This window comes from Rhodococcus sp. LW-XY12 (assembly GCF_019317345.1).
Lineage (GTDB): Bacteria > Actinomycetota > Actinomycetes > Mycobacteriales > Mycobacteriaceae > Rhodococcus > Rhodococcus pyridinivorans.
Map to the genome: position 1 here is coordinate 764,843 of NZ_CP079225.1, position 14,704 is coordinate 779,546.

A 14,704-nucleotide genomic window follows, 5' to 3' on the forward strand; every position below is an offset into this window, starting at 1 on the left:
GTTCGGATGAGGATCGAAGCAGATCTCGATCTGTGTCAAGGACACGCGATGTGCTCGATGGAAGCCCCGGACGCCTTCACGGTCGCCAAACGGGGTGAGGTGGAGATCCTCCTCGACCCCGTGCCGGAGGAGATGCACGCCGACGTACGAGCAGCTGTGAAGTACTGCCCCACCCAAGCCCTTCGCATCGTCGAAGACTGAGGACCAGGAGACAGGATGGCCACGTTCGATCGTGCCGAGCTCGACGAGATGATCACCCGCTGGGTCGACGCCAACAAACGCGCCGAGGCCGAAGGCGACTGGAAGCCTTTGGCCGACCTGTACACCGAGGACGCCACCTACGGCTGGAACTACGGTCCGAAGGACGAGTTCATGGCCGTGGGCCGCGAGGAGATCCGCGACCTCGCATTGGGCCAGGAGATGGACGGGCTCGAAGGCTGGCAGTATCCCTACCAGCAGTTCGTCGTCGACGAACGCTCCGGCGACGTGATCGGGTTCTGGAAGCAGATCGCCGACGCGACCCGCGAGAACGGCGAGCACTACTCCGTGCACGGCATCGGCGGGAGCTGGTTCCGGTACGGCGGCAACTTCCAGTGGTCGTGGCAGCGCGACTTCTTCGACTTCGGCAACGTCTCGCACCTGTTCCTCGAGATGATCACGGCGGATGCGCTGTCCGACGGCATGCAGAAGCGGATCGAGCGATCGACGGGGAAGAAGCGTCTTCCCGGCTGGTACCGGATCGGCGAGTCGCCGGTTCCGTTGTGGTGACCGGCGTGGACACCGGCGGATCGTTCGCCGCGCTCTCCCGCACCGACCTCGCCGCGCTCGTCCCCGAACTGTTGCTGTGCGGTCAGCTCATCGACCGTTCGGGGATGGCGCATCTGATCTCGGCGTTCGGTCGGGAGGGCATGGCGGAGGTGGCCATCGAGGAATGGCAGGCGTCGTCGCCGTGGTACACGCGCCGCATGCAGCGTGCCCTGAAGTTCGAGGGCGACGACGTCGTCACCATCTTCAAGGGCATGCAACTCGATATCGGGGCGCCCCCGCAGTTCATGGACTTCCGCTATCGCGTCGACGACCGCGACCACGGCGAGTTCTCGCTCGACCATTGCGGGGCGCTGATGGACGTCGAGCCCCTCGGCGACGCCTACGTGACCGCGATGTGCCACGACATCGAGGACCCGACCTTCGACGCCACCGCGCTCGCCACCAATCCGCACGCCCGGGTGCGGCCGATCCATCGGCCGCCCCGCGCGCCGGCCGATCGGCACCCGCACTGCGCGTGGACGGTCACCATCGACCCCTCGTACGAACCACCGGCTGTCGCACCTCACACCGAAGCGCTCGGCCGGTCCGCGGCCGTGGCACTCGAGCTGAGCCCGATCGACCGCGACGGCGAAGGGAGACACGACTATTCGGGTCCCCTCCTCGCAGACCTCCGGTTCGACGAGTTCTCGAAGTCGGCCCTGGTACGCATCGCCGAGGAGGTGTGCCTGCAGCATCACCTGCTCGCTCTGGGCTTCCTCATGAGTGTGCGCAAGCGAACCGACGAGCAGTCCGCGATCGAGCTGACCCGCAAGCAGCTCACGGGTATCGCCGGCATCACGTCCGAGCGCATCCGTACCGCGCTGGGATTGCCGCGCTCGTTCGCCGGCCTGTCCGCGGTGCTCGACGTACACCCGATGCTGGCACCGGACCGGTATGTCGATCGGGTGATCTGTTTCGACGACGACGCGCTGGGTCTCCGGATCAACCGGCGAGGTGGCGCCTTCGACGACGGGTCCTGGCCCACCTTGATCGACCCCGAACACCTCGGTCCGCTCGACGCTCTGGTGCGCGGTGTGGACCCGCACTTCACCACCCGCCTGGTCTCCGCGACCGAAGAGGCTCTCGTCGTCGAGGTGTTCCGTGCCGAATCCCCGGCGAACGAGTGCGACGAGGTCGCCATCACGCGCTTCAGCACGGGTTCGTCCTTCGTCTTCGAAGATCGGGGAATCCCACTCCCGCTCACGGTTGTCTGACTACGCTCCAGGAGAGCCCTTCGTGAATATTGCGCTGTCCCGCCGTACCTTCCTGCGGGGAACCGTCGTCGGCGGTGCGGCCGTTGCCGCGTTGTCGTTGTCCCCGATCCCACGCGCACGCGCCGAGGTCACCGAGGAGCGCCATCGGGCGGTCGTCGTGGGCAGCGGATTCGGCGGTGCGATCACCGCGTTGCATCTCGGCCGGGCCGGTGTGCAGACCCTGGTCCTCGAACGGGGCATCCGCTGGCCCACGGGACCGAATGCCGAGACGTTCCCTCACATGCTGCAACCGGACCGGCGGATGTCGTGGTTGTCGTCCGCCCCGGTGATGACCGGTACTCCGCCGATCCCGACCGAACCGTTCACCGGGCTCATCGAACGGGTTCCGGGGAACGGCATGGACGTCATGTGCGGCGCGGGGGTCGGCGGGAGTTCGCTGGCCTATCACGGCATGACCGTGCAGCCCGACGGGCAGCGATTCTCCGATTCGGTGTCCTCGCGTATCGACTACGACCTGCTGGCCTCCGACCACTACCGGCGGGTGGCGCGGATGCTACAGGTCGCGACCATCCCGGACGATCTGCTCGACCACGATCGGTACCGGTCCTCACGACAGTTCCTGGACCGTGCAGGCTCGGAGGGCTACGACACGTTCAGGGTGCCGATGTGCATCGACTGGGACTTCGCGCGACGGGAGCTGACCGGGGAACTGAAACCGTCCTACACGACGGGCGACGTCATCTACGGAGTCAACAACGGCGGTAAGTTCTCGGTCGACGTCACCTATCTCGCCGAAGCCGAACGCACGGGGCACGTCACGGTCGCGCCGCTGCATCGGGTCGGCGACATCGAGCGCGCTCCGGACGGCACCTGGATCGTGCACGTCGACCGGATCCACACGGATGGGAAGGTTCTCGAACGCAAGCGGATCCTCGCACAGTCGCTGTTCCTCGGTGCCGGATCGGCCGGCACGACCCGTCTCCTCGTGAAGGCGAAGGCGAAGGGGTTCGTCCCCGATCTTCCCGACGGCGTCGGAACGGGATGGGGCAACAACGGCGACCGAGTGTTCGCCGTGACGAGTCCGCTCGTCAGCCCCGGCGACCATCAGGGCGGCCCCGCCTGTGTGGGTATGCGCGACTACACCGATCCCGCCGGACCGTTGATGATCGTCACCGGCCCGGTGCCGTTCCCCGTCGATGTGGGAACGACCACGATGATCGGTCTGGGGATCGTCGACGGCCGAGGAGTCTGGCACTACGACGCCGGCCGCGACGATGCGGTCCTGAACTGGGATCAGGCCTACGACCGGGAACTCACCCGCGCGATCGAGGCCCGCATCCGGCGGATCGCGGGACCGGCCTCGATCGTCATCGACGTCAACGCCGTCGACATCAACACCTTCCATCCGCTCGGGGGTGCGCCGTTCGGGGCGGTGTGCGACGACGCCGGTCGCGTGCACGGCCAGCCCGGCCTGTATGTGGTGGACGGCGCGAAGATCCCGGGATCGACCGGGGCGTGCAATCCGTCGATGACGATCGCGGCACTCGCCGAGTACGGCGCCGATCGGATCGTCTCACGCGACCTGGATCGCGTGTTCTGACCTGACGGGTGGTTCCGGTGGCTCGGCCGCCGGAACCACCCGTTCGGTCTCAGCCCTTCGCGGCCGACAGACCGGCGCGGCGACCGAAGAAGCTTCCGTCTCCCAGCGACGTGCCGCTCGCATAACCCCACGCGCACACGCCCGACGTGCAGCGACCGGCGGCGAACAGGCCGGGGATCGGATCGCCGGACACGTGCAGCACTTCCGAGTTCACCGACGTGCGCAGACCGCCGAGCGTGAAACCTGCTGTGCAGTTACGGAGATCGAGCGCGGCGATCGGGCTGCCGATGGGCTTGACCCACTCGCTCTTCTTGCCCAGCACCGGATCGCTGCCGTTCTTCGCGTGCCTGTTGTAGACCTCGACGGTCGCCTGCAACGTCCCGGCAGGCAGTTCCATGTCGGATTCGAGTTCGGCGACGGTCTCCGCGACCCACTTCGGACGGAACCGGAAGAAGGGCGTCGAACTCGTTGCCGCACAACCCTCCTCGTACGCCTGTTCGTCGATGATCAGATAGGCCTGGTTGTCGTTCTTCAGCAGCGTGAGCTGACCGATACGGCCCGGATAGGTGTCCTCGGGGACGTACCGCTGACCGCGGCCGTTGACGAGGATGCCGCGGGCCATCAACTGCGGGTCGCCGAAGAAGGCGACCTCGGTGGCGTCCATGTGCGCGAGATCGGCGCCGAGCGCCTGCGCCATGCGGATCGCACGGCCGTCGTGCTCCTCGATCGCCGCACCCGGGCGACCGCTGAGCTGCGGCGCGTACGACTCGACCATCTCCTGGTTGTACGCGAAACTGCCGGTCGCGAGGACGACGCCGCGGCGGGCCCGGATGTGGACGTCCTTGCCGTACTGCTTGGCCGTCAGGCCAACGACGCGTCCGTCGCCGTCGACGATCAACCGCTGCACCCGCACGTCGTATTCGGCACGCACACCGAGGCTTTCGGCGACCTGGGAGAGCGGCTGCATGAGCATGTACCCGCCACCCTTCTCGCCGGTCCGCTTGTCGGTCATCTGCGGAACGTGGCCGCGCGGGGCGGGCGTCGCGATCTCGTTGAAGGGCGCGGAGTTCTCGCCGCCGGAGTACATCAGGCCGTCGTCACCGGGGATCTCCCACCCGGGTTCGCCCCAGAAGCTCTCCTTGAACACCACGCCGTTGTCCACGAGCCACTCGTAGTGTTCGACGCTGCCCTCGCAGTACTCGATGATCTTCGCTTCGTCGGTGCCCGGCCCGAGCGCGGCGAGCATGAACGCCTTCATGTTCTCGGGCGTGTCGTCGAATCCGAGGGCCTTCTGCAGCGGCGTGCCGCCGCCGAGGTAGACGATGCCGCCCGACAGTGAGGCCGCACCGCCCCAACCGCCGGTCCGCTCGAGCACGAGCACGTCGGCACCCGCGCGGGCGGCCTCGATGGACGCCGAGACACCGGCGATGCCGTAACCGGCGACGACGACGTCGGCTTCGTGGTCCCAGGTGGAGACGCTGCCGGCGGGAAGGGGGTGGAGATCGGTGCTCATCGGGGTCCGTTCGGGGTCGGTGATCAGTGGTCGAGTTTCGAGGCGAGTCGGCCGATGTACGCGACGACGTCGTCCTGGGCGCGGTCGGGCAGACCGAAGATCACCTCGGTGACCCCGGCGTCCTCCCAGATCTTCAGTTGCTCGGCGTCGTGACGGCCTGCCAGAGCGAGGATCTCGGGAGTTCCGGCACGACCGGCGTCGGCCCAGGCCTTGTGGAGACGGGCGACGTTGTCGACGACGTTGTTCTCCGTGGGGGTGGTGATCCAGCCGTCGGCGTGGCGGACGATCCAGTCGAAGTTGCGGTCGGTGGAACCGGCGCCGAGGAAGATCGGGGGCCGTGGTTGCTGCACGGGTTTCGGCCACGCCCAGCTCGGCCCGAATGCGACGAAGTCTCCCTCGTAGGAGGCTTCTTCCTCGGTCCACAGCGCCTGCATCGCTTCGAGATACTGGCGCATGGCGGTGCGCTTCTTCTTCGGCGGTACGCCGTGGTCGGCGAGTTCTTCTGCGTTCCAACCGAATCCGACACCGAAGTTCACCCGGCCGCCGGAGAGGTGATCGAGGCTCGCGATGGTCTTGGCGAGCGTGATGGGGTCGTGCTCGAGGGGCAGTGCGACGGAGGTGCCCAGTTTGATCGTCGACGTCACCGCGGCTGCGAGCCCCAGCGCCACCCACGGATCGAGGGTGCGCATGTAACGGTCGTCGGGAAGGGTCTCGTTGCCCGTTCCCGGATGCGCGGATTCGCGGCGGATCGGGATGTGGGTGTGTTCGGGCACGTAGAAACTGTCGAAACCGCGACTCTCCGCGGTCGAGGCAGCGACTTCGGGCCGGATTCCCCGGTCGCTCGTGAACAGGGTGATTCCGTGGCGCACAACAGCCCCTCTCCAGACGGTGACGGAGAAAATGTAACGCGTTCTACATCCGGAGGGAAGAGATTTCCGGACACCTGTCCGGTTGCGGCCGGTCGGCCGTACGAAAAGGCAGTCGTCCCACGCTGAACTATCCTCGAAACGGGCATGAACGGAAGGTGGCGTGATGACGGAGCAGTCGACGACGGAGACCGCGGGCGAGGAGTCGGCGTCGACGCAGACCTCGCGGCCGGCCCTCGGGTCCACCCGGTCGCCCGGTGCGGGCCTGCGACCGGCACAGCGGGCGCGGTACATGCGGATCATCGCCTCCGCCGAGGAGCTCGCCTCCGAGGGTGGATACGACGCCGTGCAGATGCGGGCGGTCGCAGACCGATCCGGTGTCGCTCTCGGCACGGTCTACCGCTACTTCCCCTCGAAGAACCACCTGCTCGTCGTGGCGCTCGTACTCGAATTCGAGACCGCCGCCGAAGCCGTGACCACCGTGGAGATCCCTGGCGACAGTGCCGCCGAGCGCCTGATGGGCGTCCTGCGCGGAGTGATGCCGCGTCTGTCCGAGAATCCGCTGCGCTACGACGCGCTCATCCGGGCGGCGATGTTCGCCGACGCGTCCTCGGCGCCCGAACTCGACCGTCTCGGTGAGGTGCTCACCCGACTGTTCGCGCAGGCGGCAGGCATCGACATCGTCACCGAAGAGGTGCTCAACGCCGTGCGGATCATCGCCGACGTGTGGATGTCGGCGCTGGTCGCCTGGGTGGCGGGCCGGCAGTCGGTCGACGATGTGCTCGCGCACATGGACACCGCCGTCACGCTCGTGTTCGACCGGCTGAACCGACTGCAGCGGGCGAGCTGACGCCCACCCGCTGCAGTTCTGGGCTCCGCTCGGGAGCTCTGGTTCGATCAGGCCGGCACGTCCACGATGCCGATCGTGGGCAGGAAGAAGCACTGCGTGTCGCCGTTGCGCACGTTGCCGAAGACGGCCGAGAGCACGGTGCCCGACCCCGTCTCGACCGGCGCGACCCGCACGCCACCCAGCGGCAGGGTGTCGGCGATGAAGGTCGTGATGGCCTGCTCGACGATGCCGCGGGCCTGGACGGGAAGGCCGGCCGGAATGGCTCCCGCCGCGGTCTCCTCCGGCGTGCCCATCGGGACGAAGCCACCCTGGAAGGTGTTGACGTTGAACCACGCGAGCTGGATGCCCGAGGTGTCGGCGTCCTCCTCGAGGCCGACGGGGACGAACGCGAAGAGCGTCTCACCGGGCGAGACGACGTTCAGGGTGCCCGGCAGCGGCGACAGGCTGCGGTTCGGCCATGGCCCGGGCAGAGCACCCGCAACGGCGGGCACGGTGCCCAGCGGCAGGTCGCCGTCGGCCGTGCAGAACGGTGCGCCGGTGGGGTAGAGGAACGGTTCGACGCCGAGGCGACGCAGGAACTCCATGCCGTCCTCGTAGGCGCCGAGCGGTGTCGCTTCGGCCGCGTCGACAGCGCTTCCGCGTGCGTTCGCGATCGCTTCGGCGGCAGCGAGAGTCGTGGGATCGACGCCGGGCAGCGCGCGGAGAGCCTCGAGCGAGCTCACGAGCGGGCTCGTGGCGGGCGCTTCCGCCGGTGCTGCCGGGTCCGTGGGTGCGGGTTCGGCGCCGGCGATGGTGGGAAGCGCCAGACCTGCGGCGACGGTCAGGGCTGCGGCGGCCGAGATGCGACGCATCCGATTGCGGTGTCTGCGGCTCATATGGGGTTCTCCTCCTGTGGGTCGTGACACCCGGACGGGCTTTACCTAACTCTAAACTAGAGGTTTAGAGTATGACCGCTCCAGGAGACCACAAGGGCGGCGCTCCGGCCAGAGCGTCGCCCCGTGGTGTTACCGAACCGACACCCATGTGAGTCGGTGGTGCGGATGATCAGTCCGGATCGTCCGGATGCTTACGCAGATGCAGGATGCTCAGCAGGAGACCGCCCCACAGCGTGACGAGGGCGAGAATCATCATGGCGACGGCCGCTGTGCTCATCGGGTACCTCCTGTGGACGAGTCGGGTCCGGGTAAGGGAGCACCGGACGAAGCAGGCGCCTGGGCGGATGCGGGCGGACGGTTCTCGTCCAGCTCGTATTCCTCGTCGATTCCCCTGCGCCAGGGGATGAACGTCAGGAGGACGGCGAGGATGATCACGCCGGCCTGCACGCTCCAGCCGAAGGCCGTGACCAGGCTGTCGGGAAGACCGCCGTAGCCGTCGCGGACACGGTCGCGGATCTCGCTGAACAGCATGTAGCCGAGGACGAGCGGGGTGATGATGCCCGTGAACACCATCCAGCCCGTGCCGACCTTGAACGACGACACCGAGTTGAGGTGGTCGCGGAGTTCGGGCAGACGACGATAGATCCACGCGACCACCACGAGCGCCACGAAGGCGACACCCACGATGCCGAACTGGTTCGCGAAGCGGTCCACCACGTCGAGAGTGTTCAGGCCGGTGGTGGTGGGGAAGAGCAGCAGCGACACGATTGCCGACACACCACCGATGGCGAGTACCGCCGGCACCCGGCCGAGGCCCGTCTTGTCCTGGAAGGCCGAGACGGTCACCTGGATGATGCTGATCATCGACGTGAACCCGGCGAAGACCAGCGAACCGAAGAACAGCACACCGAAGAGCGGGCCGCCGGGCATCTCCGAGACGATCGTGGGGAAAGCGATGAAGGCGAGGCCGATACCGCCCGCGACCACCTCACCGACCTCGACACCCTGCGCCTGGGCCATGAAGCCGAGAGCGGAGAAGACGCCGATGCCGGCGAGCACCTCGAAGCTCGAGTTCGAGAACCCGACCACGAGACCCGAACCGGTGAGGTTCGTCTTGCGCTTCAGGTACGACGCGTAGGTCACCATGATGCCGAAGGCGACGGACAGCGAGAAGAAGATCTGCGCGTACGCCGCGATCCACACCCCGGTGTCGGTCAGCGCCGACCAGTTCGGGGTGAAGAACGCATCGAGACCGGCGGTCGCGCCGTCGAGGGTCAGCGACCGGACGACGAGCGCACCGAACAGCAGGACCAGCAACGGCACGAAGAACCGATTGGCGTTGCCGATACCGCGCTGGACGCCGAGAGCGAGCACCGCGAGCGTCGCGATCCAGACCAGCAGCAGCGTCCACGCGACGCCCGGCACGAAGCTCAGGCCGAAGGTCGCATCGGTGTCCTGGTTCAGGAACGAACTCATGAAGAAGCCTTCGGGGTCGTCGCCCCAGGCCTCGGTGATCGAGAAGAAGGTGTACCGCGCGGCCCAGGCCACGATCACCGCGTAGTACACGCCGATGACGAAGCACACCAGCACCTGCCACCAGCCGATGAATTCGGCGCCGCGGCGCAGTCTGCGGAAGGCCAGCGGCGGCGATCCGCGGAACTTGTGCCCGATCGCGTAGTCGACCAGGAGAAGGGGGATACCCGCGGTCAGCAGCGCGACCAGATACGGGATCAGGAATGCGCCACCACCGTTCTCGTAAGCGATGTACGGGAAGCGCCAGATGTTGCCGAGTCCGACCGCCGAGCCGATCGCGGCCATGATGAACACCGACCGGCCCGACCAGACTTCCCGTTTACGTGTGACCTCGTGCTGTGCCACGAACCTCGTCCCTCCATTCATCCGGATGGAGGACAACGCTAGCGCCCCGACCGGCGCGCGGGCGATCTTTTCGGGTCGGCGCCTTCAGCCGTCGTCCCAGAGCCGCAGGTCCGGGGGAGTTTCGTCCTCGTCCCCCTCCTCGCCGACGTTCCGGTAGCGGAATGCGAAGACGATCCAGCCGACCGCGGCGACGAGCACGAAACTGATCAACCGGTAGACGACCACCGCCGACAGGGCCTGCGCGCCGGTCATGCCGGATGCGGTGAGCGCCGGCACGAGCACGGCGTCCATGACACCCAGACCGGCGGGGAGCAGCGGGATGGCACGGCTGGTGGCGGTTCCGGCCGCGTAGGCGACCGCGATACCGGCCAGGCTCGGCGCGCCACCGACCGCGTATGCGGCGAACGCCAGGCACGCACCGTCGCATACCCAGTTGCTCAGCGACCAGCCGAACGCGCGGGCCGCATGAGGACGATCGAGTTGCACCGCGCTCAGCTGGCCGACGATCTTCCGCCACGCTCGCGCACCCGCCTGCTCCGGCTTCTTCCGCAACCGGTTCAGGCTCCGCAGGGCGATCAGGCCGATCGATTCGAACGAACCAGGATTGCCGGCCGCGTACTGGATGAGCACGACCAGCAGCAGCAGACCGCCGAGCGAGAAGATCAGCGAGAACGGGTTGTTGCTGGCGCCGACGAGCAGAGCGCCGACGATGCCGAGCAGTGCGAGTCCGGCGGCCTGGAGGAGCCCGGCCATGACCAGCTGCCAGGTCGCCACCACCGGGGGTGCGCCCCAGCGCCGCATCTGTCGGTAGGTGAAGGTCGTCCCGACCACCGGTCCGCCCGGCAGGGTCACGCTCATGGAGTTCGCCGCGAGGGCCACCGAAAGCGATTGCCATTGCGAGACCTTCACACCCGCCGCGGACAGTAGCGCCCGCTGCACCCGTGCGAAGGTCGACATCTCCGCCATCGAGGCGAACACCGCTGCCGCGACCCAGCCCCAGTGAAGATGCCCGAGGCCGCGGACGCTGTCGGACAGTTCCGGCCACACGAGCACGATTTCGACGGTGAGCACCACGACGAGCAGAGCACCGACGATCCACTTGAGATACCGGCGTCGCTTCGGGGTGAGCGGCCCGCTCTCACCGTGCGGGCTCTCGTCGGCTCCGTCGTCCGGCTCCTCGGGTGTCACGGTCTCGTTCGTCATCTAGTCAGTGGGCCAGCTCGACAGCGTGCGGCGGTAGAGGTCCTCGACTTCGGCGATGTGCTCACCGAGGTCCTCCCGCGACCAGCCGCTCACGTCGATCGGTTCGAGCACCGCCACATCGACGGTGCCCGACCGCAGCAGGGTCGAGTGCTTCCACAGGATCTCGCCGGCGTTGCGGATCACGACCGGCACGATCGGGACACCGGCCTGCATCGCGATGTGGAAGGCGCCCTTCTTGAACCTGCCGATCGCCGGGGTCAGCGAGCGTGTGCCCTCGGGGGCGATGACGATCGACGTCCCCTCGCGGAGGGTGTCGACGACGGGTCCGAGCGCCGCAACCGCCCGCTCGGTGTTCGTGCGGTCGACAAAGGTGGCGCCGACGAACCGCAGAAGCGGCCCGAACAACGGGTCGTTGGCCATCTCCTTCTTCGTCACGCCCGTGAAGTCCTGCCTCAGGACCTTGGCCAGCACCACCGGGTCGAGCTGACTCTGGTGGTTGAAGATGAACACCGCCGGCCGGGCGGCCCACGCATTCGCTTCCCCGACGATGCGTACGTTCACTCCGGCGAGGGCCAGGGAGACCTCGGTGCCGATGCTGATGATCGAGTCCAGCGCGGTCTTGCGGCTGCGGTTGATCAGACCGAGACCGAGACCCGTCCACACCGAGCCGAACATCCCGCCGTAGGCGGCGGCGGTGCGGACGAGTTCGCGGGCGCCCGGCGTACCGCGCGGCCGGAACCGCATGATCGGCCAGTCGCGTTCGATGGCGAATCGGGTGAGAGTGCGATCGGGGTTCGTGGCCGTGGGGTTGCCGGCGACGGCCAGGAACTCCACGTCCTCACCACCGTTGGAATAGGTGTAGCTGGCCTCGGCGTCGATGCCGTGTGTCTCGACGAAATTGCGTGCCGCCTCCGCTTTGCCGCTGCGCCACAACGATTTCCCGTCGACCCGTCCGGTGAGCACACCGTTCTCGACCTCGAGTGGGGTGAACAGGATGTGCTCGACGCCCAGCGCGTCCCCGGCGGCCTGGATCTGGTAGCGGGACGCCGACGAGGCGATCACCACCGTGTGGCCCGCGTTCTGGTGCGCGCCGATGAGTTGCCACGCCTCCGGATAGAGGTGTCCGGCGATCGTCGTCATGAACAGCCGGCGGCCGATCTCGTAGAGCTCGTCCTCGGTGTGACCGCGCCACGCCTTGAAGGCGATCGCGACGAAGCGTTCGAAGTCCTCCTCGGTCTCCGTCCCGCGGATCCCGTTGATCATCGTCGCGGCCAGTTCGGATGCGGAGACCTTCCCGGCGAGCACCCGGTCGCGGAAGAAGTGGACACCGGAGAAGCCGTGCACGATGGTGCCGTCGAAATCGAAGAAGGCCGCCACCTCGGGTCCCTGCGGACCCGTACGCACCCGTTCGAGGGCCTGCTCGAGGTTCACCGTTCCACCTTTCTGTTCGACACGTCGAGCGACTCGGCCAGCGCGACCCGCTGGGCCAACTCGGACAGCTCCGCTGCGAATGCCTTCCTGCGCTCGCGGACGGTCTCGGGGTCCTCGTCGTGGTCGAGCAATCCTCGATTGCGCGCCAGGTCGAGCGCGGACGCGAACAACTCCGACGACACCGATTCCGGCCCGTACAGGCGGCGCTGCAGCAGCATCTGCCGGCCCACCGCCACACACTCGGACAGGAAGGCGGCGCGGTCGACCTCGAGCTCCGGATCCCGGACGGCGAGGCGCTCGGCGACGACGAGCTGCGCGTCGAAGAACGACCGCAGCGTGCGGTGCGACATGAAGAAGCCGGTCTCGACGAGACCGGTCAGCGCTTCGTCCTTCGTCGGCAGCGTGTCGCCCCAGGACGGGACGAGCAAGGCGAGCTCGTCGCGCATCTGGGTCTCGTAGGTGTCTCGGTCGGGGAAGAAGAACTCGAACTTCAGCAGGTCGCGCAGGTTCTTCGCCTCCTCCCACGCCACCCGGACAGGATCGTCACCGAGATTGGCGTGCGCGTAGAGGATGGCCAGCTCCATGATCGACCGGTTGACGAACCAGTGCACGCCGCTGTTGCGGTAGAACGCCGCGACGAGATGCTGACCCGGCTGGATCGAGTAGACCGGTTCCTCCCCGCCGGCGTAGGTGGTGACCACCCCCGCGTGGGTGAGCGACGAGAGCACGTCCTCGAGCCCACCTTCGACGTCGAGGATGTGGAGCCCGCCCTGCGGGACACCGCGGCGATCGAGATAACGGCGGACAGGTGCGATCACGGCCCGCACCTCCTCGAGCGTCAGCGAGCGGTCGCGCACACCGAGCAGGGCCAGGGTGACCAGGCAGTTCACCGTCACCGGAGTGTTGCAGTTGATGCCGACCGCGACTTCGAAGGCGACCTTCTGCAGCGCCTTGCGGCGCAGCACCCGTATCTCCTCGGAATCCGTCGGCGCCGCGGACGGGTCGGCTGCCGGCGCCGGTGCGGTCAGGTCCGGATCCCCACCGGCGACCAGCAGTTCGCGCATCGACACGGGATCGCCGAACCGCACGTACACGTTCCCGGCCCGCTTGCGCTGATTGCGGGCGTAGCGCACCAGCCACCCCAGGCCTTCGGTTTTCTTCGTCGCGCCGGTCTGTTCGGCGGCGACCGCCGCGACCTCGGCGAGTCCCTCGTAGGTGATCGAGACCGGCACCAGCATCGCGTCCTCGACGCGTCCGCCGCGGATCGCGTTGGCGACGTAGCTGAGCAATCCGTAGCGCGGGGCCCGGAGCTTGCCGGTGCGGGTCCGGCCGCCCTCGAAGTACCACTCGAGGTTGAACCGCTTGCTCAGCAGGAACGCGAAGTACTCCTCGAGCGCGGCCTTGTAGACGTCGTCGTCTGCGAAGCTGCGCCGGATGAACACCGTGCCGGTGCGGCGGGCGACGGGACCGATCGGCCAGAAGGTGAGGTTGGCCCCGCCCATGATGTGGTTGCCGGGAAAATCGTTCGCCGCCAGGATGTCGCCCAGCACGAAGGCATCGGCGTAGGACCGGTGCGAGGGGAGGAAGACCAGGGCGTACCGGCGGTTGGACTCGCGCAGTGCGCGCAGACCGGCCTCGTCGGCGTGCACGGTCCATGCCGACGCGTGCAACGGCCGCATCGCCTGCGTGAACAGGTCGGTGACCAATCGTGACTGCACGGCCACGAGTTCGTCGAGGGAACTGCGCGCCCGCGACTCGACCTCGGCGCGCGAGAGGCCGTGCTCGGCGGCGATCTCGTCGAGACGGCGCCGGAAGATCGGCGAGTCCATGATCTGGGCGGCGACGAGCCGCGGGACCTTGTAGCGGTCGCCGATCACCGCTCGCTCCGCGCGTTCGAGCGCGACGACGGCGCGACGGGTCACGTACCGCGCGAGTGCCCCGTCGTCACCGTCACCGCCCTCCGCCCTGAGCGCGTCCCGCAGTTCGGACAGGCGGGCCGGTTTCGCGACGACGATCCGGTAGCGGTCGGCACCCTTGCGCACGAGCCATTTCTGCAGCAGCAGATTCGGATTGCGTGGGTTCGTGAGGGCGAGGACGTCGGCGAACCGGATACGCCGCGCACCGTCGCGCTCCGCCGGGAGCCACACGATCCGCAAGGGCAGGATCAGCGGATCGTCGGTGCGGGTCACGAGCTCCTCGGTGAGCACCCGTGAGTCGAGGTCGAGCGACTCGGGGCGGGTCGGCGTGCGGTACTCGGCGGGAAGCTCGTCCGAGCGCAGCCAATCCTCGATCATCGTTCGTTCGAGAGCCGTCGTGTACGCGAGGACCGCCACCGTGGGTCCGTCGTCCGCCCGCACGGTGTCGTCTCCTCGTACCCGGCTCTGTTGATCGTTTCTCATCTCACCCCGTCCAGAAGTCACCTCGGTGTGAAAGCTACCTGTCGCGGCCGGTTCGTTCGGGCGATCCG

Annotated in this window: 13 protein-coding genes; 5 read left to right on the plus strand and 8 right to left on the minus strand. The window is 67.7% G+C overall.

Annotated features, from left to right (window positions below):
* The first annotated feature begins 6 nt into the window (after positions 1–6).
* The 4 genes from KXC42_RS03655 to KXC42_RS03670 are packed head-to-tail and all read left to right on the plus strand — an operon-like array spanning position 7 to position 3,621.
* Positions 7–201 (plus strand): ferredoxin, encoded by a 195-nt coding sequence (locus KXC42_RS03655; RefSeq protein ID WP_006551755.1) that lies wholly within the window; start codon positions 7–9, stop codon positions 199–201.
* 15 nt (positions 202–216) lie between these two features.
* Positions 217–768: a nuclear transport factor 2 family protein gene (locus KXC42_RS03660; protein ID WP_219129940.1), complete on the plus strand. Its 552-nt coding sequence runs from the start codon at positions 217–219 to the stop codon at positions 766–768.
* Positions 762–2,021: a hypothetical protein gene (locus tag KXC42_RS03665; RefSeq protein ID WP_006551753.1), complete on the plus strand. Its 1,260-nt coding sequence runs from the start codon at positions 762–764 to the stop codon at positions 2,019–2,021. The genes KXC42_RS03660 and KXC42_RS03665 overlap by 7 nt, the downstream gene beginning before the upstream one ends.
* Positions 2,022–2,043: 22 nt before the next feature.
* Positions 2,044–3,621 (plus strand): GMC oxidoreductase, encoded by a 1,578-nt coding sequence (locus KXC42_RS03670; RefSeq protein ID WP_219129941.1) that lies wholly within the window; start codon positions 2,044–2,046, stop codon positions 3,619–3,621.
* 49 nt (positions 3,622–3,670) lie between these two features.
* On the opposite strand, the gene KXC42_RS03675 is transcribed toward KXC42_RS03670, so the two are convergent.
* Complete coding sequence (locus KXC42_RS03675) at positions 3,671–5,134, minus strand: FAD-dependent oxidoreductase (RefSeq protein WP_219129942.1); 1,464 nt, start codon at positions 5,132–5,134, stop codon at positions 3,671–3,673.
* A 23-nt stretch (positions 5,135–5,157) separates the two neighbouring features.
* Positions 5,158–6,003, minus strand: coding sequence for an LLM class F420-dependent oxidoreductase (locus KXC42_RS03680; RefSeq protein WP_024103036.1), 846 nt, complete (start codon positions 6,001–6,003; stop codon positions 5,158–5,160).
* Between the two features lie 163 nt (positions 6,004–6,166).
* Here KXC42_RS03680 and KXC42_RS03685 point away from each other — a divergent pair, with 163 nt between their 5' ends.
* The gene (locus tag KXC42_RS03685; protein WP_006551749.1) at positions 6,167–6,850 is read left to right on the plus strand and encodes a TetR family transcriptional regulator; all 684 of its coding nucleotides are present in this window, start codon (positions 6,167–6,169) and stop codon (positions 6,848–6,850) included.
* 47 nt (positions 6,851–6,897) lie between these two features.
* Here KXC42_RS03685 and KXC42_RS03690 read toward each other — a convergent pair whose 3' ends face one another.
* The 6 genes from KXC42_RS03690 to KXC42_RS03715 form a co-directional block, all read right to left on the minus strand.
* Complete coding sequence (locus KXC42_RS03690) at positions 6,898–7,725, minus strand: hypothetical protein (protein WP_037217111.1); 828 nt, start codon at positions 7,723–7,725, stop codon at positions 6,898–6,900.
* 169 nt (positions 7,726–7,894) lie between these two features.
* Positions 7,895–8,002, minus strand: coding sequence for a methionine/alanine import family NSS transporter small subunit (locus KXC42_RS03695; protein WP_006551747.1), 108 nt, complete (start codon positions 8,000–8,002; stop codon positions 7,895–7,897).
* Positions 7,999–9,603 carry a sodium-dependent transporter gene (locus KXC42_RS03700; protein WP_019289992.1) on the minus strand — a complete coding sequence of 535 codons (1,605 nt, stop codon included), beginning with the start codon at positions 9,601–9,603 and terminating at the stop codon, positions 7,999–8,001. Before KXC42_RS03700 ends, KXC42_RS03695 begins: the two co-directional genes overlap by 4 nt.
* An 84-nt stretch (positions 9,604–9,687) precedes the next feature.
* Entirely contained in the window at positions 9,688–10,806 is a 1,119-nt protein-coding gene (locus KXC42_RS03705) for a YbhN family protein (protein ID WP_219129943.1), read from the minus strand.
* Positions 10,807–12,237 carry an HAD-IB family hydrolase gene (locus KXC42_RS03710; RefSeq protein ID WP_033096812.1) on the minus strand — a complete coding sequence of 477 codons (1,431 nt, stop codon included), beginning with the start codon at positions 12,235–12,237 and terminating at the stop codon, positions 10,807–10,809.
* Positions 12,234–14,636, minus strand: a complete 2,403-nt coding sequence (locus KXC42_RS03715; RefSeq protein WP_052227413.1) for a glycerol-3-phosphate 1-O-acyltransferase — start codon at positions 14,634–14,636, stop codon at positions 12,234–12,236. Before KXC42_RS03715 ends, KXC42_RS03710 begins: the two co-directional genes overlap by 4 nt.
* Between the last annotated feature and the right edge of the window lie 68 nt (positions 14,637–14,704).